Annotated in this window: 18 protein-coding genes and 2 pseudogenes; 8 read left to right on the top strand and 12 right to left on the bottom strand. The window is 66.1% G+C overall.

Annotated elements, in window-relative coordinates; all coding sequences use genetic code 11:
- Positions 1–33: 33 nt before the first annotated feature.
- The 4 genes and pseudogenes from AB4Y80_RS06215 to AB4Y80_RS06200 form a co-directional block, all read left to right on the top strand.
- Positions 34–561: pseudogene (locus tag AB4Y80_RS06215) on the top strand (Ig-like domain-containing protein); the annotation flags it as partial.
- Between the two features lie 60 nt (positions 562–621).
- A pseudogene (locus AB4Y80_RS06210) lies at positions 622–766 on the top strand (DUF4082 domain-containing protein); the annotation flags it as partial.
- Between the two features lie 9 nt (positions 767–775).
- Positions 776–2,278, top strand: coding sequence for a hypothetical protein (locus AB4Y80_RS06205; protein WP_442212759.1), 1,503 nt, complete (start codon positions 776–778; stop codon positions 2,276–2,278).
- A gap of 23 nt (positions 2,279–2,301) precedes the next feature.
- Entirely contained in the window at positions 2,302–4,911 is a 2,610-nt protein-coding gene (locus AB4Y80_RS06200; protein ID WP_442212747.1) for a WecB/TagA/CpsF family glycosyltransferase, read from the top strand.
- On the opposite strand, the gene AB4Y80_RS06195 is transcribed toward AB4Y80_RS06200, so the two are convergent.
- Complete coding sequence (locus AB4Y80_RS06195; RefSeq protein WP_442212745.1) at positions 4,859–5,548, bottom strand: hypothetical protein; 690 nt, start codon at positions 5,546–5,548, stop codon at positions 4,859–4,861. The two genes, AB4Y80_RS06200 and AB4Y80_RS06195, sit on opposite strands and share 53 nt — an antisense overlap.
- Before the next feature lie 242 nt (positions 5,549–5,790).
- On the opposite strand from AB4Y80_RS06195, the gene AB4Y80_RS06190 reads away from it, so the two are divergent.
- From AB4Y80_RS06190 to AB4Y80_RS06175, 4 genes are all read left to right on the top strand, one after another.
- Positions 5,791–7,674, top strand: coding sequence for a DUF4082 domain-containing protein (locus AB4Y80_RS06190; RefSeq protein ID WP_442212743.1), 1,884 nt, complete (start codon positions 5,791–5,793; stop codon positions 7,672–7,674).
- 156 nt (positions 7,675–7,830) lie between these two features.
- Positions 7,831–8,700, top strand: a complete 870-nt coding sequence (locus tag AB4Y80_RS06185; protein ID WP_442212740.1) for a glycosyltransferase — start codon at positions 7,831–7,833, stop codon at positions 8,698–8,700.
- An 82-nt stretch (positions 8,701–8,782) separates the two neighbouring features.
- Positions 8,783–9,598, top strand: a complete 816-nt coding sequence (locus AB4Y80_RS06180) for a hypothetical protein (protein WP_442212738.1) — start codon at positions 8,783–8,785, stop codon at positions 9,596–9,598.
- Between the two features lie 5 nt (positions 9,599–9,603).
- On the top strand, positions 9,604–10,965 hold the full coding sequence (locus AB4Y80_RS06175) for an O-antigen ligase family protein (protein ID WP_442212736.1): 1,362 nt from the start codon (positions 9,604–9,606) through the stop codon (positions 10,963–10,965).
- Here AB4Y80_RS06175 and AB4Y80_RS06170 read toward each other — a convergent pair.
- The 11 genes from AB4Y80_RS06170 to AB4Y80_RS06120 all read right to left on the bottom strand — a co-directional run bounded on the left by AB4Y80_RS06170 (position 10,962) and on the right by AB4Y80_RS06120 (position 26,367).
- A complete protein-coding gene (locus AB4Y80_RS06170; protein WP_442212734.1) occupies positions 10,962–12,131 on the bottom strand; it encodes a glycosyltransferase in 1,170 nt (389 codons plus the stop codon). The two genes, AB4Y80_RS06175 and AB4Y80_RS06170, sit on opposite strands and share 4 nt — an antisense overlap.
- Positions 12,132–12,173: 42 nt before the next feature.
- Positions 12,174–13,214, bottom strand: a complete 1,041-nt coding sequence (locus tag AB4Y80_RS06165; RefSeq protein WP_442212733.1) for a glycosyltransferase family 2 protein — start codon at positions 13,212–13,214, stop codon at positions 12,174–12,176.
- Positions 13,211–14,698, bottom strand: a complete 1,488-nt coding sequence (locus tag AB4Y80_RS06160; protein WP_442212731.1) for a lipopolysaccharide biosynthesis protein — start codon at positions 14,696–14,698, stop codon at positions 13,211–13,213. Before AB4Y80_RS06160 ends, AB4Y80_RS06165 begins: the two co-directional genes overlap by 4 nt.
- A gap of 2 nt (positions 14,699–14,700) precedes the next feature.
- Entirely contained in the window at positions 14,701–16,368 is a 1,668-nt protein-coding gene (locus AB4Y80_RS06155) for a glycosyltransferase family protein (protein ID WP_442212728.1), read from the bottom strand.
- Positions 16,369–16,403: 35 nt separating this feature from the next.
- Complete coding sequence (locus AB4Y80_RS06150; RefSeq protein WP_442212726.1) at positions 16,404–17,510, bottom strand: DegT/DnrJ/EryC1/StrS family aminotransferase; 1,107 nt, start codon at positions 17,508–17,510, stop codon at positions 16,404–16,406.
- A gap of 1 nt (position 17,511) precedes the next feature.
- Complete coding sequence (locus AB4Y80_RS06145; protein ID WP_442212724.1) at positions 17,512–18,186, bottom strand: acetyltransferase; 675 nt, start codon at positions 18,184–18,186, stop codon at positions 17,512–17,514.
- Positions 18,174–19,364, bottom strand: coding sequence for a DegT/DnrJ/EryC1/StrS family aminotransferase (locus AB4Y80_RS06140; protein ID WP_442212722.1), 1,191 nt, complete (start codon positions 19,362–19,364; stop codon positions 18,174–18,176). Before AB4Y80_RS06140 ends, AB4Y80_RS06145 begins: the two co-directional genes overlap by 13 nt.
- Entirely contained in the window at positions 19,361–20,371 is a 1,011-nt protein-coding gene (locus AB4Y80_RS06135) for an NAD-dependent epimerase/dehydratase family protein (RefSeq protein ID WP_442212720.1), read from the bottom strand. Before AB4Y80_RS06135 ends, AB4Y80_RS06140 begins: the two co-directional genes overlap by 4 nt.
- A complete protein-coding gene (locus AB4Y80_RS06130) occupies positions 20,368–21,477 on the bottom strand; it encodes a Gfo/Idh/MocA family protein (protein WP_442212718.1) in 1,110 nt (369 codons plus the stop codon). Before AB4Y80_RS06130 ends, AB4Y80_RS06135 begins: the two co-directional genes overlap by 4 nt.
- A 49-nt stretch (positions 21,478–21,526) precedes the next feature.
- Positions 21,527–23,098: a sugar transferase gene (locus tag AB4Y80_RS06125; protein WP_442212716.1), complete on the bottom strand. Its 1,572-nt coding sequence runs from the start codon at positions 23,096–23,098 to the stop codon at positions 21,527–21,529.
- A gap of 530 nt (positions 23,099–23,628) precedes the next feature.
- Entirely contained in the window at positions 23,629–26,367 is a 2,739-nt protein-coding gene (locus tag AB4Y80_RS06120) for a helix-turn-helix transcriptional regulator (RefSeq protein ID WP_442212714.1), read from the bottom strand.
- Positions 26,368–26,369: the final 2 nt, after the last annotated feature.

The following is a 26,369-nucleotide window of genomic DNA, read 5'->3' as shown; positions in this document are numbered from 1 at the left end:
AACTTCTTTGCCGGCTCCGCCGACAACGGACCCCTGCACGGCCTGGCCGATGGCACCGACGGCGGCAACGGCGTCTACAACTACTACAACGCCGCATTCCCCACCAACACCTGGAACAAATCCAACTACTGGGTCGACGTCACCATGACCGCCACCGGTCTCACGGCACCGGCGGTGACCGGCACCACGCCGGCCAACAACGCCACCGGAAGCGCCATTTCCACGGCGCCGACSGCCACCTTCAGCCAGGCGGTGACGGCCGCGAGTGTGACGTTCACGCTCAAGGACGCCGCCGGCACCGCGGTCGCCGGGTCCACGAGCTACACGACCGCCACCAACACGGCCACCTTCACCCCCAGCAGCGTCCTTTCCTACAGCACCACGTATACGGCCACCGTCTCCGGCGCCACCAACGCCACCGGACAAACCATGGCCGCACCCTACAGCTGGTCCTTCACCACCGCCGCCGCGGGTGTTTGCCCCTGCAGCGTCTTTAGCACCTCGGCAACACCCGGCACGGCCAACACCRCGGACGGCAATGCCGTCGAAGTGGGCATGAAATTCCGCTCCGACATCCCCGGCAACGTCACCGGGATCCGCTTCTACAAACTTCTTTGCCGGCTCCGCCGACAACGGACCCCTGCACGGCCTGGCCGATGGCACCGACGGCGGCAACGGCGTCTACAACTACTACAACGCCGCATTCCCCACCAACACCTGGAACAAATCCAACTACTGGGTCGACGTCACCATGACTTCGCGATAGGACGCGGCCATGGCAGGGGGACCACGCAGTCCGCGCAGCTTAAGGCGCCTCATGGCCGTCGCCGGTGTCCTGGCCCTGGCAATGGTGCCGGCCTGCGATCCCGGTCCCGGCCGGGGCCCGGACAATGCGCCGCTGAGCGTGCCCGCCTCCCTTGCGCCGCCACCCATTGCGACGCCCGGGGCTCCGACCCGCTCGGCGCCGGCCGACGGCGGCTCCCCGGCCCTGGCCGACGCGCCGCACCTGCAGCGGATCACCGGACTGGGCGTCAACGCCAACGTCCATAGTTGGCGCGGTGGCGAATTGAAGCCGGCCATCGACCAGATTGCACAGCTGGGTCAGCTCACCTGGCGAGTCATTATTGATCGTGCGGACTGGGAACCTACACGGCACGGTGACGCCGGCACCTTCGACTGGACCTATTACGAGAAGATTTACCGCAGCGGCAAAATGGCCGACTTGTTCGACACGATCGAGTACATCGAATCCATTCCCGGGCAACAGGTTTCGGTCAACGTCATGGGCGGCGTGCCGGACTGGATGGGCGGAACCCGGATCGATCCGACGCAAGAGGATTACTGGGTCCGCATGATCGCCTCCATGGCCTACTACGGCAAGGTGGTGCGGAAGCTGAATTTCACACTGCTGAGCCCCCTGAACGAGCCCGACGTCAATGGCATCGAGGGACCGCTGGTCGACTCGGTGCAGTACGTCCGACTCATGGAAAAGCTTTCCGTCCAGCTGGACAAACTCGGCCTGAATGACATCATGTTCGTGGGCCCGGACACTGGAAGCCCGGACAAGGCCGTCCACGACTACTGGCCGGCCATCGCGGCGTCGGGGACGCTCATGGCACGCTTTGCGCACTTCGGCATCCACACCTACGACGGAACGACCGCCGGTGCTGCCGAGGCCCTGGCCGCAAATCCCTCCGCGCCATCCGATGTGTGGGTCACCGAGTTCTCCGGGCCCTGCCCGGGATGTGACACCGGCGCGCCCAATCCAGGCCGCTGGGACACCGCCCAGGACAGCGCCAGCCTGGCCATCTGGCTGCTCCATCACGGGATGTCGGGCCTGCAATTCTACGATGCCTGGGACGGATTCTATGAGCACCACAACAGTGTCGGGTATTGGGGTCTGCTGGCCTACGACGCGGCGACCCGTACGTATTCACCACGGAAGAGCTACTTCGTCATGCGCCAACTCTTCGAATTCGTGCCGGCCGGATCGGCCCTCATCGACTGCTCCAGCAGCGTCGAGGCTGTACAGCTCGCCTGCTTCAGCGATCCAGCAACAGGCCGCCTGACCGTCTTCGGGTCCCACGACGGCGGCGATGCAGCAAGCGTCAAGATAACGCTGCCCCACGTGCACCGAAGCGGCGACGTGGCCGTCTATCGTACCGACGCCACGTCCGAGATGGTGCGGGTGCCCAATGTCCGGCTCACCGACGGATCCATCAGCGTGGTCGTCGGCGCCCACTCGGTGTTCACCCTGACAACACGCCCAAGTTCATAACTCCCGGAAAGTAGACACGAGCCATGGATGCCCAATTCGTCACACTCGGCGGAATCCAGATAGACCTCTTGCCCTTTGATGAGGCGGTGCGTGCCATCACCGGCCGTGCGACGACGGGAGGAGACTTGCCGTTGTGCGTCGTGTCGGTCAATCTCGACCACATCCACCATTTTGGCTTCGGCGGCCGGTGGCATGGCTCGTTGGAAGGACTTGGTTCCGTTGAATTTCTCAATCTGATTGACGGGGCTCCCCTGGTGGCCCAGGCGCGGCGTGTCTCCGGGCGCAGGTGGCCCAGGCTTGCCGGTAGCGACCTCATCGCTCCGCTGCTGGACGCCGCCGAGCGGGAGGGATTGCGCATCGGCTTCCTCGGCGGTTCGCCCGCCACCCAGGCGGAGCTCCGGAACCAGCTGGCGACGCGTCGACCACGCCTGGCCGTGGCCGGATGGTGGTCACCGGAGCGCTCGGAGCTCGCCGATCCGGCGACGAGCGAGAAGCTGGCCGCCGACATCGCTGCACACCAGGTGGACATGCTCGTCGTCGGCCTCGGAAAGCCGCGCCAGGAACTGTGGATGGCCCGCTACGGGGCCGCAACCGGGGCGCCGGTGCTCCTTGGTTTCGGGGCAGCGGTCGACTTTCTGGCCGGCAATGTCCGCAGGGCCCCGGATTGGGTCAGCCGGCACGGCTTCGAGTGGGCGTGGCGGCTTGCCTTGGAACCCTCCCGCCTGGCTCGCAGGTACCTGGTTGACGGGCCGTCCGCCTACGTGGCCATGCGCCGGTTCAACGACGGTTCGGGAGTCGAACCGCTGCAACGTCACAGGCCCACCGCGCTCCGCCCGGTGGGCAACCCGACCCCCGGGAAGTTTGCGCCGGCCGGCACACCCGCCGACATTGCCGTGGTTGTGGTGACATACAACAATGCCGACAGTATCGACGCACTCATCGCCTCGCTCAGGGACGAAACGTTCGACCAGCGGCTCCGCGTCGTCGTGGCCGATAACTCCCCCACGGACGAGACGCTGCAGCGGCTGGCCCCCCACCCGGATGTCCTGGCCTTTTCCACCGGGGGAAACCTCGGTTACGCCGGTGCGATCAATGTGGCCGCAACCCGGGCCGGTGACTGCCAAGCGGTCCTGATCCTCAACCCCGACCTCACGGTGGATCGCGGCGCACTCGCAACCCTGCTGGCGAGAATGACGGCATCCGGAGCCGGAGCCGTGGTGCCGCTCCTACACGACGACGACGGCTCGCTGTACCATTCGCTCCGTCGGGAACCGACCCTTGCTCGCGCCGCGGCCGCAGCCGTCCTCGGCTCGCACCTGGCCGGACGGCCCGGCTGGTTGGCCGAGATCGACGCCGACGCCGAAAGCTACCAGCACCCGCACCGAATCGACTGGGCCACCGGCGCCGCCATTCTCATCCGACACGACGTGGCGGAGAGCCTGGGCCGGTGGGATGAACAGTACTTCCTGTACTCGGAGGAGACCGACTACTTCCGCCGAATCCGCAATGCCGGACACTCCGTCTGGTTCGAACCCGCAGCCGTCATGCGCCACAGCCGGGGCGGCTCGGGTTCCTCGGCCGAACTCGTGGCGCTGATGGCCGTCAACCGCGTGCGCTATGCTGCCTCGCACCACGGACGGGCTCATGCCGCCGCCGTGCGGGCCGTGACAGCGGCCGCCGAATTCGCCAGGTCCTACCAGCCCTCGCACCGAGTGGCCGCCAAGGCCCTCCTGGGCATTCGCCGGTGGGAGAGCCTGCCCGGCCCCAGCTCCGCCGTCGCCGGGCCCGCAGCGCCGGCAGGCTTCCCGTCAGGGTCGGTGATCATCCCGGCTCACAACGAGGCCTCAGTGATTGGCCGGACCCTGGCCCACCTGGCGCCGTTGGCGGCAGAGGGACAGATCGAGGTCATCGTTGCCTGCAACGGTTGCACGGACGATACCGCCGCCCGTGCGGATCTTCCTGGGGTGACGGTTTTGAATCTGGCCCAGCCGTCGAAAACGGCGGCCCTTAACGCCGCGGACGGCGTGGCGACGGCCTGGCCGCGCGTCTACCTCGACGCGGATATTGAATTGACGCGGACCGCCCTGCGAGAAGTGTTGGAGCACCTTGCCGCCCCGGGTGCGCTCGCCGCACGCCCGCCCTTCATCTACGACGCTTCCTCCGCGGATCCGCTGGTTCGGGCATATTACCGGGCACGGACGCGCATTCCCGAAATGGGCACCCACTTGTGGGGCGCCGGCGTGTATGCGCTCAGCGCCGAGGGGCGTGGCCGGTTCGCCGACTTCCCGTCGGTGACGGGAGACGACGCGTTTGTCGATTCGCTGTTCACCGCCGATGAAATAGCGATTCTGCCAACCGAGCCGGTCGTCGTCCACACGCCGCGCTCGGCACGGACCCTCTCCGGAATTCTGCGGCGAGTCTACCGCGGCAACCTTGAACTCGAGGGCACAGTCGAAAAGGAACGGTCCGGTTTGGGTGTCCGCGGGCTGGTCAAAAGTGTCCAGGGGCCTCTGTCGGCAATCGACGCGCTCCTCTACGCGTCCATCGCGCTAGTGGCCAAGACACGGGCCCGGCAAGGATTCACGGGGTGGGAACGCGACGACGATTCCCGATCGGAACGCGCCCGCCCCTGAGCGCCGCCGGTATCCGCCGGCGTCGCCGGGCCAGGATCCGGTCCGTGTAGTAGCAGGCGCCCACGGCAAATCCCAACCCGAGGCACAGCATCCCGGCGGCCACACGCGATCGGCTCCCACCGACGCGGACGATGACCGGCGGGCTCGGTGACTGGTTGCTGCGGATCATCTTCGCCGGCTTGACCCCGGCCTCCGCCTGGGTCTGCCGCGCGATCGTATCGATCTTGGTGAAGATCGCGTCCAGCTGCGTCTGGACGGCGGCCGCACCGGAATCGACGACCTCGACCTGCAGGACGGGGCGGTTGAAGTTCGTTTGCCACTGCCCACCGGTGTCAAACAATGACACCGAATAGCCTTGCCGGACCCCGGCCCCATATAGCGTCGCAGAGGCGGAGGACACCCTGGGCGCGGCGTGACCCTGATTGAACGTCCGTTCCACCAGGGCGGCGAAATAAATCAACGATTCCGTCTGATCCATCAAGACCCCGTCGGGCGGAAGGAACATGACGTTGACCTTGGCACCGTAGACGACAGTCGGGGGCTGGAGCAGCCCCACCCCAATCACTGTTGCCACGGCCACGGCGAGGACCACGTACCACCGGCGAACAAGCAAGCGCACCAGCTCAAATCTCGTCATGGTCGACGCATTCTCCTCCGGGCGCTCTCGACAACCGATGTCATCCACTATATGCGTCAACCCGCGAGTGTGGCCTACGTCATGTTAAGATTTGATAACGGGGAATAGCCATGGTCTCACTCACCCAGGATTATTCAATGACCCATATGAAAATATCACCATCCAATGGCGGCCCGCCTGGAACCCGCGGGAACGGACTGGCCGGCAATCGCAAGTTGCATCCGAGAGCATTTTTGATCGGTGTGGCGGCCTTTGCTCTGCTGGTTCCGACCATCGCCATTTCAAGCATGACCGACTCCCCGGCCACGGCCGCTGGCATCTCGGTCTTCGAGAACGCCGTCCCGCGGACACCAGTTGACCCGGATCGCCGCTCCGTCGAACTGGGGATGAAATTCTCCGCCAGCGTCAGCGGCACCATCTCCGCCATTAAGTTCTACAAGGGTCAGGCCGACCGAATCTCCAACGTGGCCACCCTGTGGGGTCCCGCCGGCAACTCGCTGGCGCGCGAAACGCTCGCGTCCACGACGTCAACGGCTCCCGGCTGGCAAACCGTCAACCTGGCGACTCCGATCGGCATTAGCGCCGGAGAAACGTACACGGCCTCCTACCTTGCACCGTCCGGCGGCTACGCGGCCGATGAACACGGCCTGGACACGGCCAAAGTTAGCGGCCAGCTGACAGTGCCCGCCGGCGGGGGTGTCTACGCCTACGGCAATGGCGGCGAGATGCCGACGTTAAACTACCTGAATTCCAACTACTACGTTGACGTGGTGTTCACCCCGTCCGGTGTCACAGAGACCCCGACGCCCACCGACACACCCTCGAACACCTCGAAACCGACGGTCAGCGCCTCACCCACGGCATCACCCACGGCATCGCCCACGGTGTCACCCACGGCCACGCCAACGACGCCCCCGAGTCCCACCCCGACTGCCGGGGGAACCGTGCCGGCCACGCTCAATCTCCCACGCATCCCCTGGGAGGGCGGCTCCGCCTACTGGAAGCAATTCCCCAAGGCCAACGCAGCCGGCTGGTCAGACCCGTCATTCTTCCCGATTATTGTCTGGTATGACGGCATCAGCAGCAATGCGGAAGCCCAGTACGACAAAAACGTTGGCATCAACACCTACATCGGCATGGATTCGTCCACCCCGTACAGCCTCTTCCGGGACAACAACCAGTACTGGATCGGCGACGCGCTCAACAGCAGCTTCAACGACAGCAGCACCAACTGGGTGGGAAACTTCCTAGATGACGAGGTTGATGGACGCTACACGCCGGCAGCGGGCCGCCAATGGCTCCAGTCCCTGGTCGACCAAAACAAGGGCAGCGGCCGATTCAACTACACGAATTTCACCCAAATGGTGATCAGCAAGGACATGAACCAATCCGATGCGCAGGCATTCGTGAACAACTACACGGACGCGGTGTCATTGGACATGTACTGGTACACGATCCCGTACTGCAGCTGGACGCCCTACCGTGACACCTACCTGACCCCGGTCACCCAGAAGAACTGCCGGACAGCGTCCAGTTACGGGAAGACGATGAATTCGCTGCGCCAGCAGGATGCCGCCGACGGCAAGCTCCAGGCGCCGTGGCAATTCGTGGAACTGATGAATGGCGGGCCCGGCGGCGGGCCGTTCACGGCCAATCTCACCCCCGGCCAGCTTAAGGGCGCGGTCATGTCCTCGATCATCAACGAAGCCCGCGGCCTGGTGTACTTCAACCAGAGCCTCTCGGGTCCCTGCCAGAGCAGCAACATCATCCGCCAATCCCAGGTGACGCCCAACTTCTGCGGCAACGCCCAAGTTGCCGCGGCCACCCAGGTGGACGCCCAGATCAAGAAGCTGGCCCCGGTGCTGAACTCGCAGTCCTACGAATACAGCTTTGGTTCGGGCCTGGACACCATGCTCAAGACCTACGACGGGTCCGCATATGTCTTTGCCATGGTCGACGGCAATTCGTCACCCGGCACCCGCTCCTTCCAGCTGCCGGCCGACATCAAGGCCTCCTCGGTGAGTGTTGTGGATGAAAACCGCACCATCCCGGTCGACGCCAACGGCCATTTCAGCGACGACTTCCCGAACGAGTACAGCTACCACATTTACCAAATCGGCGGCTGACCCGTCCCTTCGGCCCAGAACGGCCCGTGCCGAGCATCCCTGATGCTCGACACGGGCCGTTCTGCGTGACTAGGATTCGAAGTATCGGGCATTGGTCATTCGAAGCCCCACGGCGCGGCGGGCCCCAGACCGCCGCCATTGACGACAGGGGACTTGATGGCGATTGACACGGCCCACTTTTTGCTAACCCGTTTCAACCTACCGTCGACTGGCCCGGAAAGCCTCATTCGGGCCAGCCCCGAATGGTTGCTCAACCGGGTCGAGCTGTTCCGGCACTACACCATCCCATCTGTGCTCGCCCAGGATGCTGGTGATTGCGCATGGATCATCTACTTCGACCCGGAAAGCCCTGACTGGCTCAAGTCCCAGATCGCCGCGGACGCCGCCGCCGGCATCTACACGCCCATCTTCACCGAGTCCGTGGACCGCGCCGCCTTGTTGGCCGAGTTGCGTACCCATGCCCCGGGCGCCAGCCGTCGCCTCATCACCACCAACCTTGACAATGACGATGGTTTGGCCAGTGACTTCATCCAGCGGATCCAGTCGTCCGATCCGGGCAGCGGACGGCACGCCATATATTTGGCTGATGGGCTGATCAAGAGCGGTACGGAAGTGTTTGCCAGAACGGACAAGCACAACGCCTTTTGCTCGGTGGCGGAGGACTGGGACGAGGCCGTGACGTGTTGGTCCGAGTGGCACAATCTACTGGCGGACCGTATGCCCGCCATTGTGGTCCGTGGCGCCCCGGCCTGGCTGCAAGTGATTCACGGCGCCAACGTTAGTAACCGGGTGCGCGGCACTCTGGCCTCACCGGCCCCCCACGTCGCCCGCTACGCCGGGCTGCTCGACGATGTCCGTACCCCGGCCCGGGCTGATCTGGTGATGGAACGGCTGGTCCGTGTCCCGGCCCGGGCGACCCGGGAAACCGCGCGGGCCATGGGGAAGTTCATTGTGATGAAGGCCGCCGGCAAGGAAGGGCTGGACCGGTTGAAGTTGCGGTTGGCGAGCCGCCGCCGCACCGCCTAAAAAAGGGCCTCGCCGTGTAAGTGGATATACTGGCCAAGGTGTGACACACCACACCAGTTCGATCCGGGGCTTGGAGGCATACGTGTACTTGCGCGAACTTGGCATGGGTCTCCTTCGGCGCTGGTACTTCGTCCTCATAGGGCTCATCATCACCGGCGCGCTGACATACACCGCCTTTGACAAGGCCCCCATCAGCTACTCGGCCAACGCAAGTTCCGTGCTCCTTCCGCCGTCGAGCACGGTGGGCCCGGGCGGCAACCCGTTCCTCTACATGGGCGGCCTCAACCAGGCCCTGGACGTCTTGTCCAAATCCTTATCCTCTGATCAGTCCAAAAAGGAATTGCTCGCACCCCACGAGGGTGCCGATTTCGACGCGGGCCAGGACCCGACTACCAGCGGCCCGATTCTCCTCATTACTGCGAAGGCGCCCACACAGGCCGCCACGCTCGCGGCGATGAAGTCCGTCTTGGATGCCGTTCCCTCACGTCTGCTGACGCTCCAAGTCGAACTGAAGGTCCCCCCGGCGTCCCGGATCACCTCGACGACGTTGGCGATCGATGCCAAACCAACCTTGGTCGCCAAGACCCGTACGCAGCTGACGGGCGTGGTGGGGGTTCTGGGATTGGCGGGCACCGTGCTCTTGACGGGCCTGTTGGACGGCGTCCTGATCAACCGGCGCAACCGGCGCCACAAGGCATCCTTGGCCGAAGAACCCGCCACACAGGACGTCGGCACTCCGGTGGAAAATCTCGACGATGACACCAAGGCCGTCCACAAGAAGGGACCGGCGGCTCCCAAGAAACGGCAGCTTCGCCAGCGGGGCCAATCGAGCCCGCCCACCGAAGGGGACACGCTGGCCAACACGGCTGCCGGTCCGACCGCCGGCCAACCGGACTGAATCGCATGTCCATGAAGCGGGGCGGCACCGGGCGGTTGCCCCGGGAGGCGCTTAGGTACATGAGGGACGCCGTCTCCATGCTGAGCATCTTCATGCTTTTGCTGTTCGCCATCCCGTCGGACCGGCGGATCGCCGCGCTGGGCAGCGCCGGCTCCTTGTCAACGCTCTTTGCCCTGGGCCTGGCCCTTTGGTGGTGCTGGTTCCACCTGCAAAGAAACGGCCCGTCGGGTGCCAATGGGCTTCAGCCGGTGCGGCTGACCCAATTCCTGCTGTTGGCAGCGGCCATGGCCAGCTATGTGGCGGCGGGCCTGAGACCGCTGCCCGTGGCCGAGTCGACAACGGTGGACACGTCGCTGCTTCGGCTGATCGCCTGGGCCGGGATCCTTTTCGTGGCCAACGACGGGATCCCCACCATGGATCGATTGGTGGTCCTGCTCCGTCGCCTGGCGCTCGCCGGCGGGCTGCTGGCCACCCTGGGCATCGTGCAGTTCGCCACCAAATCCTCGCTCGTGGACTACATTCAGATTCCCGGCCTCGTCTCCACCCAATCTTTTTCCAGCCTCGGCGACCGTGGCGGCTTCACCCGGTCGGCCGCCACGGCCCAGAGCCCCCTCGAATACGCCGCGGTGCTGTCCATGGTCTTCCCCATCGCCTTGTCCCTGGCCTTGACGGATACGGGGCGCAGCGCATTGCGCCGATGGGCGCCCGTGGCCCTCATGGCGCCGGCCATCATGTTGTCAATCTCCCGCTCCGCCTTCCTCGGGGTCGCCGTGGGCATTCTGGCGCTGTTCCCCACGCTTCCGCGCAAGGTCAGGGTTCGGCTGGCCGCGGCGGCGCTGGGCCTGGTCGGGGTCATGTATGTCGCCGTGCCCGGCATGTTCGGCACCGTGCGCAACCTTTTCGCGAGCATCTCCGCGGACTCGAGCACCACTTCACGGACGGACAGCTACGGGCTGGTTTGGATGTTCGTTGAACGCAGTCCGTGGTTCGGGCGCGGGTTTGGCACGTTCCTGCCCGAGTACCGCATCCTGGACAACCAATACCTTGGCATTCTCATCGAACTGGGGTTCGTCGGCTTGGCCGCCTTCGGCACAGTCATGATCACAGCCATTGTGGTCAGCCTGCGCGGACGCCGGGCCTCCACCGACTTGTTGCCGCGTCAAATCGGGGCGGCGCTGGCGGCGTCGATGCTCGCCGGGACAGTCATGACGGGATTCTTCGACCTGTTTTCCTTTCCCATGGCCGCCGGGACGCTCTTCCTCATAGCAGGCCTCGCCGGGGCCTACTGGCGGCTGGCCCACACCCATCGTCAGGGCGGCGGGCCGGCCACCCTCAACGACGTCAGGGCGCAAGAACCACTGACCTAGCGGCGCTCGGCCGGGATGGAGGATCCGAGTGACATCGCATCGGCAAACTCGGCCGCCCGCGCAGCCCAGGAATGCCGCGCAGCAAACGCCCGGCGTTCGGCGTCGCCGGGGATGTCCCGGCCACGGGCGAGGCGGGCCGCCACTGCTTCCCGGAAGGCTGCCGGACCCTCGGCAACGTCGATGTGTTCCGTGCCGAGCCAGGAGATGGCGGGCAACCCGGTCGCCACGACCGGAAGACCCGCTGCCAGATACTCCAACGTTTTGAGCGGGAAGCTGCCCGTGTTGAACCGCGAATGGGTGTACGGCAGGATCCCCACCTCCGCTCGCGCCAGATAGCGCGGCAGGTCCTCGAAGCCCCTCTCTCCCACCCACTGGACGTTGGGCCGGTTCAGTACGGCGGTGAAACGTTCCGCGTCGGTGCGCGGATGGAACGGGCCAACCACCAATAAACTGACGCCGGATCCTGCGACCGCCTCAAGGATGTCAAGGTCGATCCGGTCCCCCAGATGGCCCATGAAGACCGCCATGGGCGCCGCGAGACGCACGTCGGCCGCCGGGGCTGCAGTCGCTCCAAAGAGCTCATCGTCACATCCGAAGGGGATCAGCCGGGCCACGTGCCCCCGTTGCCGGAGGGCTTGGGCAACGGAAGGGTTTGCGGCGATGATGACGTCGGCCGCGCTGGCCAGTTCCTCATCCGCCCGGGCAAATGCCTGCGGATCCTGGCCAACCAGCGGCGCCAGCCCGACGAAGTCATCCTGGGCCCAATAGACCCGTTGCTGTTCGCCGCAGCGGCCCATGACGGGCATGAGCACATTGGCCTCGATCGTCGAGTGTATTGTGCCGCCCAGCCGGCCGACGGCCCAGCGAACCTGGGCGGCAATGGCGCGGGCATTCGTCGTAGCGACTGCCGGGCGGGCAAATCCGGGCAACGCCTCCGGGCTCAATCGTGCCAGGCCGGGTCCGATCCGGCGCAGCCACGGCTTCCGGGCCAGCCCGCCCAGGCCCCTTTCGCGAAATCGGGACACAACCGACTGCGGCGGGTCGACATAGAGGACGGGAGCATGGCGGCTGAGCCGCTCGGCCAATTGCCGGTCGGCCATTCTTACCCCGTCCCAGCTATTTGCGGCCGCGATGACCACCGTCTGGGAAAATTCATGCCCACTCATGTGTTGCCTTCCCCTCCAGGGTGCGCCCCAACGCCGGCCCCATCAAATTCCTGACACCGACCATCGCACGTACGCAAGCTCATTTCCGAGACGTCGGGCCACCCGTCGAAGGCGAGGGGATCGCTGGCGCCTCGCCTCCCGATCGAGTGACTCATGGGCTTGGGCCCGCAGGCTCGAGGCATTCGGCAGCGCCGCGCCCACGCCGGAAAAGACGGCATCGAACACGAGGCGGCGCTCGGCCAAGTCGACGTCGAAGGGGGACCCCTCATTGGCGCTCATTGAGGCGGCATGGTCCCTGTGCAGGGCCTGGTCCACGCTGTTGATTCGCGCAACGTCGCTCACCGCAGCCACGCGGCACCACATCTCCATATCCTGGGCGAACCGGAGACGGGTGTCCAGCGGGCCCACCCGGTCGACCACGGACATGCGCAATATGGCTTCCGGGGTGGTAATGCAATTGACACCTTGCCGGCAGCGCTCAGCCAGCCAGGTGGCCCCTGACCAGACGGACCAGCTGACCCGGCCGACACGACCGGGTGGGGGCTGGGGCGTTGTAAAGTGGCGCGGGTTGCCGTAGATGAGTCCGACCTCCGCGAAGGCATCGAACAGGGCGACGGCCCGGGCAAGTGAGCCCGGGGTGAGCAAGTCATCAGCGTCCAGTCGGACCAGGAACTCGCCCGTGACGCGCCGCAGCCCGCGATTGAACGCTGCCACATGGCCGAGATTGACGTCATTGTGCACGACCTCGACCCGCGAATCGGAGGCGGCCAGGGAGTCGGCTATGGCTGCCGTGTCATCCGGGGACCTGTCATTGACGATAATCACCTGCACGTCTACGTCGGGCTGGTTGAGAGCGCTGGCCACGGCGCCCCGAAGAAAGTGACCGTAGTTGTAGCAAGGAATCACGACCGAGACGGTGGCACGCCGTGAAGGGCTCAGCGCGGCGCGACGTGCGGGGACCGACGTTGTCGGCTTGAACGTCGAACGGGCGAGGAACGCCGCGATGGCCGCGACACCACCCGAGATCGCGTGGTCGTCCACAAAGGAATGCAAACGTTCCGATAGGTGTGCCGTGCCGCTCATGCGATGACCTCCGTAGGTTGGGGCTGGTGCCGGGAACGCAGTGGCAAGCGTTGACGGATGAGTGCGAGCACCTCGGCGAAGGTGCGGGGTGCAACCAAGCGAACCAGCGCAACGTAGGGGCCCGCGACAGCCAGCCCGGTCACGGCGACCACGACGATTGTCGGCACGGCCGTGGATTCGAGGGCGACCACGACCACCATCCCAAGGGCCGCCGAGAGCATACCAGCTAGCGCCATTCGCCAGAATGGCAGCGCCACCACAGCGAGGGGCAGGTGGACGATCCTGGCGGTGAGCACCCAGCGAACGATTGTCGCCAGGAACGCGACCGCGATGAAGCCGACGCAAATCCCCGGCAGGCCAAACCGCACGAGCAAGACGGTGGCCGCAACGGTGAGTGCGTCAATGGCGGTCGCGTAGGCGAACCATCGACCGGGACGGCCCGCCCCATAGAACAAGCCTTGATCCACGGACGCGCCAATGGTCAGGATGCCGGCGACGGCAAGCAATTGGGCTGGAAGAACGCTTTCGGACCATTGCCCGCCAAAGACGAGCGGGACGATCTGCGCTGCGGCGACGCTGACGAACACCATAACCGGAACAATGGCTGCATAGGTCAGCTCGGAGGCGCGCAGGTATCCACTGCCCAGGCGACCCACGTCGGAACGTATTCGCGCAAAAACGACAGTTGATACGGGAACGATTGCGGAGGCAGTGAGGTCCTGGGCGACTTGGATGAGCCGCTGGGCGATGTTCAAGAAGCCAAGTCCCGCAGGGCCCAGGGCAACGGAGACGATCGCGGTCTCCGCCCACAACCGGCTCAGCGCGATCACCTCGGTGCCGACGACGTTGCCGCCGAACCGGGTCATGGCCACGAACTCCCGCCGGTCAAATTGCGCGGTGGGCCGCCAGGCGCTTGCCGCCCACGCCCAACCCAGGGTGATCGCCTGGACGACCAGCAGCTGCCACACCAGCGCCCAAACGCCCATTCCAGCGAGGGCCAGCGCCACGGCCACCACCTGGCCGACGACGCTGGCCACCATTGACTGGACGGCCAGGGCGCGGAACGCCAATCGGCGTTTGAGGACCGCCATGGGTACTGATGCCAGCGCGACAAGCATGACGACCGGTGCCAGCGCGTAGAGCACCGGAACGACGTCCGCCAGTCGGAAGATTGCCCCGATAAACGGCGCAATCAGCACGAGCACGCCGGCGAGCAGACCGCCGGCCAGGGTGGAATACCAAAATGCCGTGCTGAGGATGCGCTGGTCGACCCGTTCCGCCTGCACCACGTACGTCGAGAACCCCAGATCGGCCAGCAGGTAAAGGAGCGGCATGACCGCGGTCGCCACGGCGATCACGCCGAAGTCTGCCGGAACCAATAATCGCGACAGCACGGCGATCGTCACGAAGCCACTGAGCCGCACCGCCCATTTCTGGGCCGTCGTCCAGAGAACTCCGGCGGCGGCCTTGTCGCGCAGGCTCACCGTCATCGCCTCAACAATGGGCTCGCATAGCGCACCGCCCGGCGGCAACCGGCCGCCACCCAGCGGCGCGCCGTCGAACGGTGGAAGCTGTGCGGGATGCGCGTCTTCACCGGCTGGTTGGCACAGGATTCCAGCTCTGCCGCAAAGCTCGCGCGCCAGTCCTTCTCCGTCTGGGCGGAAACGATGTGCACGCTTCGGCGTGACGCGACGGAAAAGTCTGTGGGAATACCGAGATAGGCACGCACGCGGTCCAGTTCGGGGTGGCGCAGATCGCGGTATTGCCGCGCACGACGGATGGCCGCCCGCCGCCGCCGCGCACACAGAAGGGCCCGGATTAACATGGCCCACTCGACGGGGTCGGGCCGCGTGGCTCCATGAACGCTCATGCTCTGCGCGATGGTGAACGAGATCGTCTCAAGCGCCGCGCCAGGTTGCCCGCCCGCGATTTGCGACCGCGCCAGGCCAAGGGCGGCCTCGGGAATGAAGTGCAGGGCAAGGGCCGCATTGAACGATCGGAGGGCCATGGGCAACTCCCCCGCTGCCGCGGCCCGGGTGCCCTCAGCGATCAGGTCCAGGTCACGCCCCGACGGGGCATCGCGGTGGAGGACAATGCCGGCCGGCACGAGCTCCAGGGGCGTGAAGGGGTCCCGTTGCACCACCCGCTCGCCGCGGCCGCGCTGGACGGCCGCCCGGGTCAATTCGTACCATTGGCGCACCTGGTCGCGGTTGTCGATGTCGTGTTGGGCATGGGCGAGGCGTTGGCCGGCAGCCGCAATCATCGAGAGCTCGTCGGGGTTCGCAAAGAGGTATTCGAGCCGTGCCACCGCATCAACCTCATCGGAGAAGACACAGTTCTCACCGTCGATGAAACCTGCCGCCTCGACCGCGGGTGTACGCTCCGTCAGCAGCAGGGCCCCCGACGCCGGAATTTCAAGATGTTTGCGCACCAGCTCGTGGGCGATCGTGCCGCAGGTCGGTACGATCAAGGCCGCGCTGAGCCGGCGGGCATAGTCGGCCCCCACCGGCATTCCCGCGGCGACGGCGCGGTCGAACCAGCCGCCGTGCGGCATGGTCCGGACGGGGTAGCTCTCCTCGATCGCCCGGTCCACCGCGACGCGCCAGGGGTAGTTCGACGCCCGGCTCCCGGAGAGCAGTATCCGCTCGGACTTCCCGCCCGCATAGCTGTGATAGATCGCACTCTCCGCGAAGTTCGGCCATGAGATCAAGCTGTCGGCGATGTCGGGAGTGTGACCGGACATGGCAACCGAATGCGTGACGAAGTCCCCGACGCCCCATTCATCCATGTCTGCCAGGAACACCGACCTGGTAACGCAATACGCATCCGCGTCAAGCAGGCCGAGCTTGAGGACCTCCGGGTGCGTTGCCGTGTTGCGAATGCGTCGGGTGGAACGAACATAGGCACCCGATTCGAAAAGGGCGAGGTCGGGCTGAAGGCGGTCGCACACCTTGTCGTAGTCAGCATCGTCGGTGATGACCGTCACATCAAAAAACTGACCCAGGCACCGTACGTGGTCATTGAGGTGCCCGGTGACGAAGGACGGGAGATCCATGCGCACCGGGCGGAAAAAGGCGAGCCGCGGTTTGGGGCCGTCCCAGTGGGGCTTTCCGTTGGACGCGGCGAGCCGGTTGGCGTCCCGCGGCTCCGTCACCTCCGGCGCCGCCGCGCGAGACGGAGCGGACGACCTCATTGGAGTGCCTCCGACAGCACCCCGACGACCCGCTCCTGCTGCCCCGCGGTGATGTGCGGGAAGAGCGGCAGGGACAGGATCCGCCCGGCGGCGGCCTCGGCAACGGGGAAGTCCCCGGCGCCCCGGCCCAGGTAGGAAAACGCCTTGGTCAGGTGGACGGGGGTTGGGTAGTGGATTCCGGCCCCAATGCCGGCCGCGTGCAGCTCGTGCAGTGCCCCGTCCCGGTCCTGGACCTGGACGACATAGAGGTGCCAGACGTCCTCATTGCCCGGGGCGGACACGGGAATCTTGACGCCCGGGACGTCGGCCAACAGCTCGGCGTACCGTTGGACGGCCGCGCGCCGCATCGCGTTCCACCCGTCCAGGCGGCGCAGCTTGGCGCTGAGCACCACGGCCTGCAGGGTGTCCAGCCGTGAGTTCATGCCCACGACGTCGTGCACGTATTTGCTGCTGCTGCCGTGCCCGCCGAGCATCCGCACCTGTGCGGCCACGTCGGGGTCGTCCGTTGTCACGGCACCGGCGTCGCCGGCGGCGCCCAGGTTCTTGCCGGGGTAGAAGCTCGTTGCGGCGGCGAGGCCAAATGACCCGGAGACCTTCGTGTTGCGGCGGGCGCCCTGGGACTGGGCGGCGTCTTCGACCACCACGGCACCGCAGGAGTCGGCGAGCTGCTGAATCTGGTCCATGGGTGCGAGTTGGCCAAACAGGTGCACCGGCACGATCGCCCGGGTCCGCGCGCCCAGGGCATCGGCGACACGGGCCGGGTCAATGAGCAGCTGTTCCGGGTCCACATCCACCAGCACCGGCACGGCGCCGATCCGGGCGACGGCCTCCGCGGTCGCCACGAAGGTGTTGACCGGCAGGATGACTTCGTCCCCGGTACCCACCCCGCAGGCCCGCAATGCCAGTTCCAGGGCATCGGTGCCGTTTCCGGTGCCGATGCAGTGCCCGGTCCCGGTATATTCCGCGTATTCGCGTTCGAACCGCCCCACGGCCGGTCCACCGATGAAGGCGGCCGAGCGCAGGACCTCCTCAACTTCTGACCGGATATCGTCATAAATCTCCGCCTGCTGGGCGGGCAGGTCGACCAGGGGAAGCTTTTCCATCTCAGGACCTCCCTTCGGCGAGCGCCAAGGCAGATGGGTCAAGGTGGGGTGTGTGCCGGCGGGCCGGGACACCGACCCAGGTTTCGCCGTCGGGCACGTCCTGCACGACGGCGGCCCCCATGCCCACCGTTGCGCCCTCGCCGATGGTGCACCGTTCCCGGACGCTGGCGTTCATGCCGAGGTAGGCGCAGCGGCCGACCCGGACGCTGCCGCCGAGGGAGACCCCGGCCGTGAACGTGGCGAAGTCGGCCACCTGGTTGTCGTGTGTGAACGTCACCTGCGGCATGGCGACCACGTGGGCGCCCAGGTGCACGTCGGCGGTCAAGACGACGTTGGCGAGCAGGATGCTGCCGTGGCCCACGGTGGCGCCCTCGGCGACCCTGGCGGATCGGTCAATGACCGAGGCGTACCGCTCGACGCCGATCCCAGCGGCGGCCAGTCGGCGCACGATGCGTTCCCGGGAGGCGCCCTTGCCGGCGCACGCCACGAACACGGCCCCCGGGTACGCCGCCGCGTCCTCGATCCCGCCAAGGACGGGGACCCCGTCCAGGAGCGTGCCGGCCAGGGCCGGGTCGTCATCGAGATAGCCGCGGACGGTGTGCGCCGCTCCCGCGCGAACGGAGGCCAGCACTTCGCGGGCCAGGCCGCTGGCGGCCAGCAAGATCAGCTCCGCCACGGCCGGCCGTCCCTTCCCGCGGACCGGACGGCGTCGATGACGCGGTCCTGGTCGCCGTCCGTGAGCTGGTGATACACCGGCAGGATCAGCGTGTTGTCCGTGAGCCGTTCGGTCACGGACAGGTCGGCGGCCCCGGTGTCCCGCCCGGCGTAGGCGGGCTGGCGATGTGAGGCCATGATGCCGCGGCGGGCGGAAATGCCGCTTCGGGCCAGATGGGCCAGCACGTCCTCACGGGAACTGCCAAAGTCCGGCAATACCTCCAGCCAGAATGATTGGAAGTTGCTGGTTCCATGGTCCGGGTCGCGGGAGAGCCGCAGCCCGGGCACGTCCGCCAGGCCTTCGGCGTACCGGGCCACGATCTCCCGGCGCCGCCGCACGGCCAGGGGGAGCCGGCCCAGCTGGACGATTCCCACGGCCGCCTGCATGTCCGTCATGCGAAAGTTAAAGCCGATCTCGGTGTATTCCTCCTGCGGTGCCAGGATCGACGCGTGCCTCTCCTTGGCGGAGGCGCTCATGGCATGCTCGCGCAGTTTCGCCGCCCGGCCGGCCCAGTCCGCGTTGGCGGTGGTGAGCATTCCGCCCTCGCCCGTGGTGAGGATCTTGCGGGGATGAAACGACCACGCCGCCACGTTGGCTCCCGCCCCGACCGGCCGTCCGTGATAAGTGGATCCTGCGCCGCAGGCGGCGTCCTCCACCACCTCGATACCGAGGGGGTCGCACAAGGCGCGGATCGGTTCAAGGTCCACGGGCATGCCGCCCTGGTCCACAACAATGACCGCCCGCGTCGCCGCCGTCAGCGCGGCCGCGATGGTCTCCGCCGTGACGTTGCCCGTCTGCGCGTCAACATCGGCAAACACGGGCCGGGCGCCCACGTACGTTGGCGCGTTCGCCGTGGCGATGAAGGAGAAGGACGGGACGACGACGTCGTCCCCGGCCTTGACCCCGGCCACCAGCAGGGCCAGGTGCAGCGCCGTGGTGCAATTTGACGTGGCCACGGCAAAGGACGCGTCCTGCGCCTGCGCGAACTCGGTCTCAAACTGGGCCACCTTGGGGCCCTGTGCGACCCAGCCGGAGGCGATGACGGCGGCCACGGCGTCCGCTTCCTCCGTGCCCAGCCAGGGCAACATGACATTGATGCGCGGCAGCGCGGCGACCTCCGCCGAGACGTTGGCGTTCATCGGGCAGCCGCCGTTCCGGCTCCCACCGTACGCCCCGCCGCGATTTCCTCGCGTAACGGCAACCACCAGTCGACCAGGCTTCGCAACCCGTCCTCCAGGCCGGTCGTGGCGGCAAAGCCAAGGTCCCGCCGGGCGGCCGTGACGTCGGCGAGCCGCCGGGCAACGCCGTTGACGGCCCGTTCCGGACCGTGCTGCACACCCAGGGGGGAGTCCATGGCCCGCAACAGCGCCTCGGCCAGGCCAAGCAGGCTGGTTTCCGTACCGCTGGCAATGTTGTATACGCCTTCGGTGACCTCGCTGCCGGCGGCGAGGATGTTGGCCCGGGCGATGTCCTCGGTAAAGACGAAGTCCATGGTCTGCTGCCCGTCGCCGAAGATCAGCGGTGGCATGCCGTCGGCGATGCGTTCCATCCAACGCACCAACACCTCCGTGTACAGGCCGTGGACATCCATCCGCGGGCCGTACACGTTGAAGTAGCGCAGCAGGACGTAGTCCAGCCCGCTCATCGCCTTGAAGCTGCGGGCCATGCCCTCGTTGAAGGATTTGGCGGCACCGTAAAAGGTGTCGTTGTTGTGGTGGTGGTGGCGTTCGGTGGTCGGGAACGCTTCCGCCATGCCGTAGACGGAGGCACTGGAGGCGGCGATCACCTTGTCCACCTTGTGTTCGGCGGCCGCCTCCAGGATGGTAAAGGTTCCATCCACCAGCACTTCCAGTGCCAGCCGGGGTTCCTCGGCGCATTGGGTGATGCGGATGGCGGCCTGGTGAAACACGAGGTCCTTGCCGCGGGTGAGGTCGTGGACGGTGTCGCGGTCGCGCAAGTCGCCCTCGAACAGCGACACGCGCCCGCCCGCCAGGGCGGTGTCAAGGTTGGCCCGCCGGCCGCGCACCAAATTGTCCAGGACGTCCACATGCGCCACACCGGCGTCGAGCAGCTGGTCCACAATCGTGGATCCGATGGTTCCCGCGCCGCCCGTCACCAAGACGGTGGCCCCCTGCAAGTTGCTCATCGTGTCCCCTCAAGTTCAACCTCGCTGCTTGCCACGAAACTTCTTTCCCCGCCGTTGTCCAGGCTTCGGCTGGCCGCTTCCAGGACGTTCAGGACCCGCAGCCCCGCCAAGCCGCTGGTTCGCGAGGAACGGTTTTCACGGATGCTGGCAGCAAACTCGGCGACCATCAGACCCAGAGCCTCCTTCTCCGGCAGGGCCGGGGACCAGGTGTCGCCGAGCCGGTAGGAAATGGCCTGGGCCGTGCGCTCGGCGGCCGTGACGGACACCTTTTCCAGGTTCACGCCGCGGTCATAGACGCTCAGCCGCTGCTGCGGGTTGAGGTCGTCCCAGACCAGGGTCCGCTTGGACCCGCCAATCACCATTTGTCGAATCTTGGTGGGACTCAACCAATTCACATTGATGTRTGCCATGGCATTGTTGGGCAGGGCGAAGTTCAGGTGGCCGACGCACGACTTGCCGGTATCCAGCGGATCGGATCCCTGGGCGGTCACCGTTTCAGGTTTCAGGCCGCCGGGCAGGACGAAGTCGATGACGGAGAGGTCGTGCGGGGCCAGGTCCCAGAAGACGTCGACGTCGGGCTGAATGAGGCCCAGGTTGATACGGACCGAGTCGATGAACAAGATCTCACCCAGGGCGTCCTCGGCGATCAATTCCCTGATCTTCAGCGCCGCCGGCGTGTAGCAGTACGTGTGATCGGCCATCAGGGTCAACCCGGCGTCGGCGGCAGCGGCGACCATTTCAAGGCCCAGGTCCCGGCTGGCGGCCAGTGGCTTCTCCACCAGGACGTGCTTGCCGGCGCGCAACGCCGCAAGGGCAACAAGGTGGTGGGTGCGGGCCGGGGTGGCGATGGCGACGGCGTCCACGTCGGCGGAGGCCAGGAGCTCATCCAGGGAGGCAAAGACCGGGATATCACCCAGTGGCCCGGCAACGTTGCGTGCCCGGTCCAGATCCATGTCAACGATGCCCACCAGATCCCAATCCGGGGCGGCCCTGAAATTTCGGGCCAGATTGGGACCCCAATACCCGGCGCCGATGACGGCAACCTTGAGTTGGGCAGGTGACTGCTCCAGCAGGTGCTGCTGGAGGGGACTTGAAATCGAGACCATTACGCTTTCCGTTTCGTTTGAAATTTTGAAAATCCGTGACTGCTGGTGGTTAGTAGGCACCCTCCGGGGCATACATGGCCTTGAACGTTCGCCACAGGATGATGAAGTCTCCGGTCAGGGACCAGTTTTCGACGTAGTACAAATCGAGCCGGACGGCTTCCTCCCAGGCCAGGTCCGAGCGGCCGCTGATCTGCCACAACCCGGTGATCCCCGGCTTGATGAGCAGGCGCCGATGGGCGGGCTTCTCATATTTCGCCACTTCCCTGGCCAGCGGCGGGCGGGGACCCACGAGGCTCATGTGGCCCCGGAGAACGTTGACGAATTGGGGCAGCTCATCGAGGGAGAACCGGCGCATCCAGCGGCCGCACCGCGTGACCCGCGGATCGTTGGCGATCTTGAAGAGCACGCCCGCCCCTTCGTTTTGTTTCGCCAAGGCGTCAAGTTGAGCCTCGGCGCCCACCACCATGGAGCGGAACTTGAGCATGTTGAACGTCTCCCCGTTGCGTCCCACCCGCTCCTGGCGGAACAGGGCGGGGCCTTGGCTGTCCAGCCGGACAATCACGGCGAGGACCGCAAGCAGCGGGGTCAGGATGAGAAGCGCCAGGCCGGAGAGGAAGATGTCCACGGCACGCTTGTAGATGTGCTTTCCGCCGGAGTATTGGGGCAGTTCCACATGCATGAGAGGCAACCCTTCCACTGGACGGAAGTGAACTCGGGGTCCGGCAACATTCGTCAGGCTTGAGGCCAGGACGAGTTCCGTGGACAGGTCGCCCAGCCGCCAGCCAAGTTCCTGGATGGTCTTGGGCCCGCCGGGGAGCTGGCCGGCAACAATGACGGAGTCTGCGCCCGTGAGGAGCACAACGCGGGAGATGTCGGCCAGGCTTGAGAGCACCGGGACCCTGTACCAGGGCGGATGCAGTTCGGTCTCGGTCTCGATGGAGGTCAGTGCGACCCCGGCGACGCGATATCCGGTGGACAGATTGGCTTCGAGCTGGGAAATCACATAGCGCACATCCGCCGTCTCGCCGAGGATCACCGCGTTGGACAAGTAGTGTCCGCCCGCCCGCTGCCGTGCCAACCAGCGGCGCCACAGCCACCGGCCGAGGACGAGCAGCACCAGGCCCAGCGGCAGTGCGATGGCGAAAAATCCGCGGACCACCTCCAGCCGAAACACGACCATGATGATGGCCAGGGCCCCGAACGCCCGCACGGTGGAGTGCAGCACGCGCTTGTACTCGGTGGCGCCGGCACCAAATATTCGCCGTTCCCGGGTCCGGAACGCCTCCAGGTCCGCATTCCACAGGAGCAGGATCAGCAGGCTAATCCCGACATATGTTCCGGGGTTGGCGCGTTGGGTCAGGGACGGTTCGTCCAGGCCAAACCTGCCGAAGTAGGCGGCGGCGATTACGCCGAGGGTGATGACCGTGTCCGTTAACCGGATGCGCCTGGCAAAGGCGGTGGACCATCCCTGGCCGTTGTTTGCCTCGGCCTGGCGCACCGGGTGCTGGGTTTGATCCCACACGCCGTGCTTCGGCCGGGCCGTTTGGGCGCTTTGCGCGTTCTTGCCGGCGGGGTGGGGCGTGGTGGTGTGGGTGCGTGACCCGCTCTTGAGGTCACTCACCGAATTCGCCGTCCCACCCACGGCACGCGCGGTGCGGGACCACATCCGGTCAGAGAGGGGGGAGCCGACGACGGCTGGGGGAAAGCCTTGGTCTCAGAAGGCTTATCCGTCGCCGGCTCCGAATTGGGAGCTCGATGGGGTCCATCAAGCAGGCTGATCGGCCGGGGCAGCGACGGGGCGACGACTTGCGCCTGGCGTCGGTGCGCTCCGAGGTCGATTTCGACTCCCCCGGTGGGGTGCACCACCGCGTGCAATGACTGAGACATTTGAGACCTTCTCATCCTGAAGTCCGGTGGGATGACTCCAGTTAACGTCTCGGTGGGGGGTGTCCACATCCGTGATTGCTACCCGTTTATGGGGGCGGGACGGCGCGTATTTGGTGGATGACTACTTGGACGACTACCTAGTCAAGTAGGTGCAGGTACTTGGTTCGAGGCCAAAGTACGGAGGTCGTGGTTCGTTTCAAAGGCACCACGCCAGGACCCGATGCCGGGATTGCGTTGCCCGGGTAGCAGGGGGTCGCGGGCGGCCTATGCGGAGACGACGAGGGGAAGTTCGCTGCGGGTGGTGATGCCCAGCTTTCCATAGCTGCGGTACAGGTGGCCCTCCACCGTCCGGACCGAAACCTGCAATCGCGCGGCGATGTCCTTGTCCGACATGCCGTTCGCGGCGAGCCTGGCGATCTCCAGCTCGCGTTTTGACAGGCTGTCCTGGACACGGACAGAGGTGCCATCGGTGGCCGACGGCGAATGGTCCGCAAGTCCCAGGGCGGCGTTGGCCCGGGCGAGCCCGACTCGGGCGCTGTGGGCCACGGCCCCCTGGCGGTCATGGGTGGAGCGCGATTCGGCGACCTTGAATGCCGTGACGGCGTGTTGGTAAAGTTGGGCGTCCACCAGCAGCTCTCCTGCCGACACCGCGGCCGCCCCGGAGTCCTCCGTCATGGCCTGCCCAAACGCAGCCAGGGCCTCGGCCCAGCGCCCCTCAACGCGCCCGGCCACCTGGCTCAGTCGCGGATAAACGGAGTCCACGGCAAAATCCAGGGCGAGGCTGAGGGCGTTAAGTTCCGCCAGCCGCAATTCGGCGGCCGCGGCGACGTCCGCCAGCTTCACCAGGGCGAAATGTCCGCCACCGTTGAGGTGGCCCAGCCCGGCCGCGACAAAGGCCCGCTCATGCGCCGTGACCACGAACATGCCGTGACCCTCCCGGTACTGCCGGTGCAATCTCTCGGCGGCATCCTTCTTGCCAAGCACCGCTGCCGCGTAGAATCCCATGGCGGTGCAAAAACCCAACAGCTGTTGGGGATCGCTGATCCGCAGGGCCTCGACGCCGGCGGCCAGGATCTCGAATGCGGCACCGATTTTTCCCTGACGCAACAAGGTCATGCCCCGCGCCACGCTGGCGCTGCCGCCAAAGGACACCGTGACGGGCCCCAGATCCATGTCCACGGACTGCAGGACGTGTTCGACCTCATCCCACTCGCCGGCGGACAGGGACGCGGTCTGCAGGCGGCCAAAGATCATTTCCGGCAGGAAGAAGACGTCGTGCCCCATAGATTGCGGGATGGCAAGGGCTTGGGCGGCGCGGGCCCGTCCCCGGACCGGGTGGCCCAGCGCGCTGAGCCGTTCGGCGTCCACGGCGAGGAGAATCGCCCGGTTGTACCAGTATTCGGGATCTTCCTGGCGAACCGGAATGCCAAGGGACCTCTCGATCGAAGGTCCCAGCTGCCTGTACTTGCCGGTGACGGAGAGCATTAAGATCTCCAGCACATCGGCCCGCTCGGCGACCTGCATGCGAATCTCCCCGGCCTGTGCGGGGTTCTCCTGGGCCAGGCGTTCGCCGGTCGACCGCAGGGTCTGCGCATCCTGGGCAATGGACTCCGGTGCCAGGCCCAATGCCGAACGCGTGGCCGAGTGCAAGACGGCGCCAAAGAGCAGCTCGGTGACGTTGTCCGCCTGCCCCTCCACACCGTCAAGCAGTTCGGCGGCTTTCGTGTAGTTGCCCATGTTGTAGTGGGCGCGCGCCTTGATCTTGCGGGCCCGCAGGGCGAATTCCTCCCCCGTGGCCAAGGCCGCCAGCCGCAGCGCCAGCGGTGATTGGAAGAGCTTGCACGCATAAATGGCCGCCAGCAACAACTTCTCACCCGGCACCTGTTCACCGCTGTCAATGGCCCAGACGACGCGGCGCAGCAGGGACTCCGGGTTGAAATTATCCCTCTCCAACCGTTCCACCAGCTCTTGGTGGAGCATCAGGCTCTTCGCCCGCGGCACCATGTTCCGGATGACTTCCCCGTAGATGGGATTGATGAGTTGGAGCTGTCCCTCATTCGCCGCCGGCCGTTGGATCAGGTGCCGCGCCTCCAGTTCACGAACGGGGCCCTTCCCCACGATGTCCTCGACGGTCCCTGCCGCTACCGGTTCCGACAACGCCACAAGGTTCAGCGCCTGCCGCGCCTTGCTCGAGAGGCCCCGCAGTTGTTCCCGAACCACGTCCTGGAGCCGGTGCCCGCGGGGGATCAGGGACATCTCGGCAATCCACACGTCCCCTTTTTGCAGGAGCCGGCCGTTGGCGTGGGCGTCCGCCATGACCAGCCACATCAGCAGCGGGTTCCCGCCCGTGGTGGACCAGAGGTACCAGCTGCTGCTGGCCATGATCCGCCCGCCCAACACGCCCACGCAGAAGTTGTGGCCCTGTTCGCGCGTCAACGGTTTGAGCTGGATTCGCTCGACCAGCCCCGAGTCCCACAACTGCGGCAGCGGATCCACCAATTCGCTGGCGGCCCGATGTGAGACAACCAGCTTGACCCGGCCGGCCTGAACCAGGCGGACGGCGAGATCCGCGGTGGCCTGGTCGATGCTGTCGGCCTCATCGATGATCAACAGCGGGGACCCGATCTGGCCACCCTCCCCCAGGGTTGCGCGGAGTGCGACTTCCTGTTCCTCCAAGAGCGTCAATATTTCCCGGATGGCATCAACATTGGAGACGATGAACGCCGCGGTGGCCCGTTTCAAGTGGGGGGTCAGGACGCCAAAGGGGATGGCGGAGAGCGACGGCGTCCCGTGAATGGTGATGACGGCGGCATGCCCTCGGGTTTCCTTGGCAAGTTCCCGCAGGAGAAAGGTGGTGCCAAGTCCCATTTCGGCGCTCAGGAACACCGCCCGGCAGTCATCGCTACGAAGCTGGTTCTTGATTTCCTCGAGTTCGGCGGCTCGGCAAAATGGTGCGGACAGGCCGGTTCCGGCATGCTCCAACGACCCGCGAATCATCCCCATTG

Source organism: Specibacter sp. RAF43 (assembly GCF_052114065.1).
In the GTDB taxonomy this organism is placed as follows: Bacteria; Actinomycetota; Actinomycetes; order Actinomycetales; family Micrococcaceae; genus Specibacter.
Note: the sequence above shows the minus strand (reverse complement) of the source record. Positions and strands in the feature narration are given on the sequence as shown.

Bases quoted from the DNA above. Each gene is read 5' to 3' on its own strand.
- AB4Y80_RS06205 (WP_442212759.1), top strand. From the start codon at position 776: ATGGCAGGGGGACCACGCAGTCCGCGCAGCTTAAGGCGCCTCATGGCC.
- AB4Y80_RS06200 (WP_442212747.1), top strand. From the start codon at position 2,302: ATGGATGCCCAATTCGTCACACTCGGCGGAATCCAGATAGACCTCTTG.
- AB4Y80_RS06195 (WP_442212745.1), bottom strand. From the start codon at position 5,548: ATGACGAGATTTGAGCTGGTGCGCTTGCTTGTTCGCCGGTGGTACGTG.
- AB4Y80_RS06185 (WP_442212740.1), top strand. From the start codon at position 7,831: ATGGCGATTGACACGGCCCACTTTTTGCTAACCCGTTTCAACCTACCG.
- AB4Y80_RS06175 (WP_442212736.1), top strand. From the start codon at position 9,604: ATGTCCATGAAGCGGGGCGGCACCGGGCGGTTGCCCCGGGAGGCGCTT.
- AB4Y80_RS06170 (WP_442212734.1), bottom strand. From the start codon at position 12,131: ATGAGTGGGCATGAATTTTCCCAGACGGTGGTCATCGCGGCCGCAAAT.
- AB4Y80_RS06165 (WP_442212733.1), bottom strand. From the start codon at position 13,214: ATGAGCGGCACGGCACACCTATCGGAACGTTTGCATTCCTTTGTGGAC.
- AB4Y80_RS06150 (WP_442212726.1), bottom strand. From the start codon at position 17,510: ATGGAAAAGCTTCCCCTGGTCGACCTGCCCGCCCAGCAGGCGGAGATT.
- AB4Y80_RS06140 (WP_442212722.1), bottom strand. From the start codon at position 19,364: ATGAACGCCAACGTCTCGGCGGAGGTCGCCGCGCTGCCGCGCATCAAT.
- AB4Y80_RS06135 (WP_442212720.1), bottom strand. From the start codon at position 20,371: ATGAGCAACTTGCAGGGGGCCACCGTCTTGGTGACGGGCGGCGCGGGA.
- AB4Y80_RS06120 (WP_442212714.1), bottom strand. From the start codon at position 26,367: ATGGGGATGATTCGCGGGTCGTTGGAGCATGCCGGAACCGGCCTGTCC.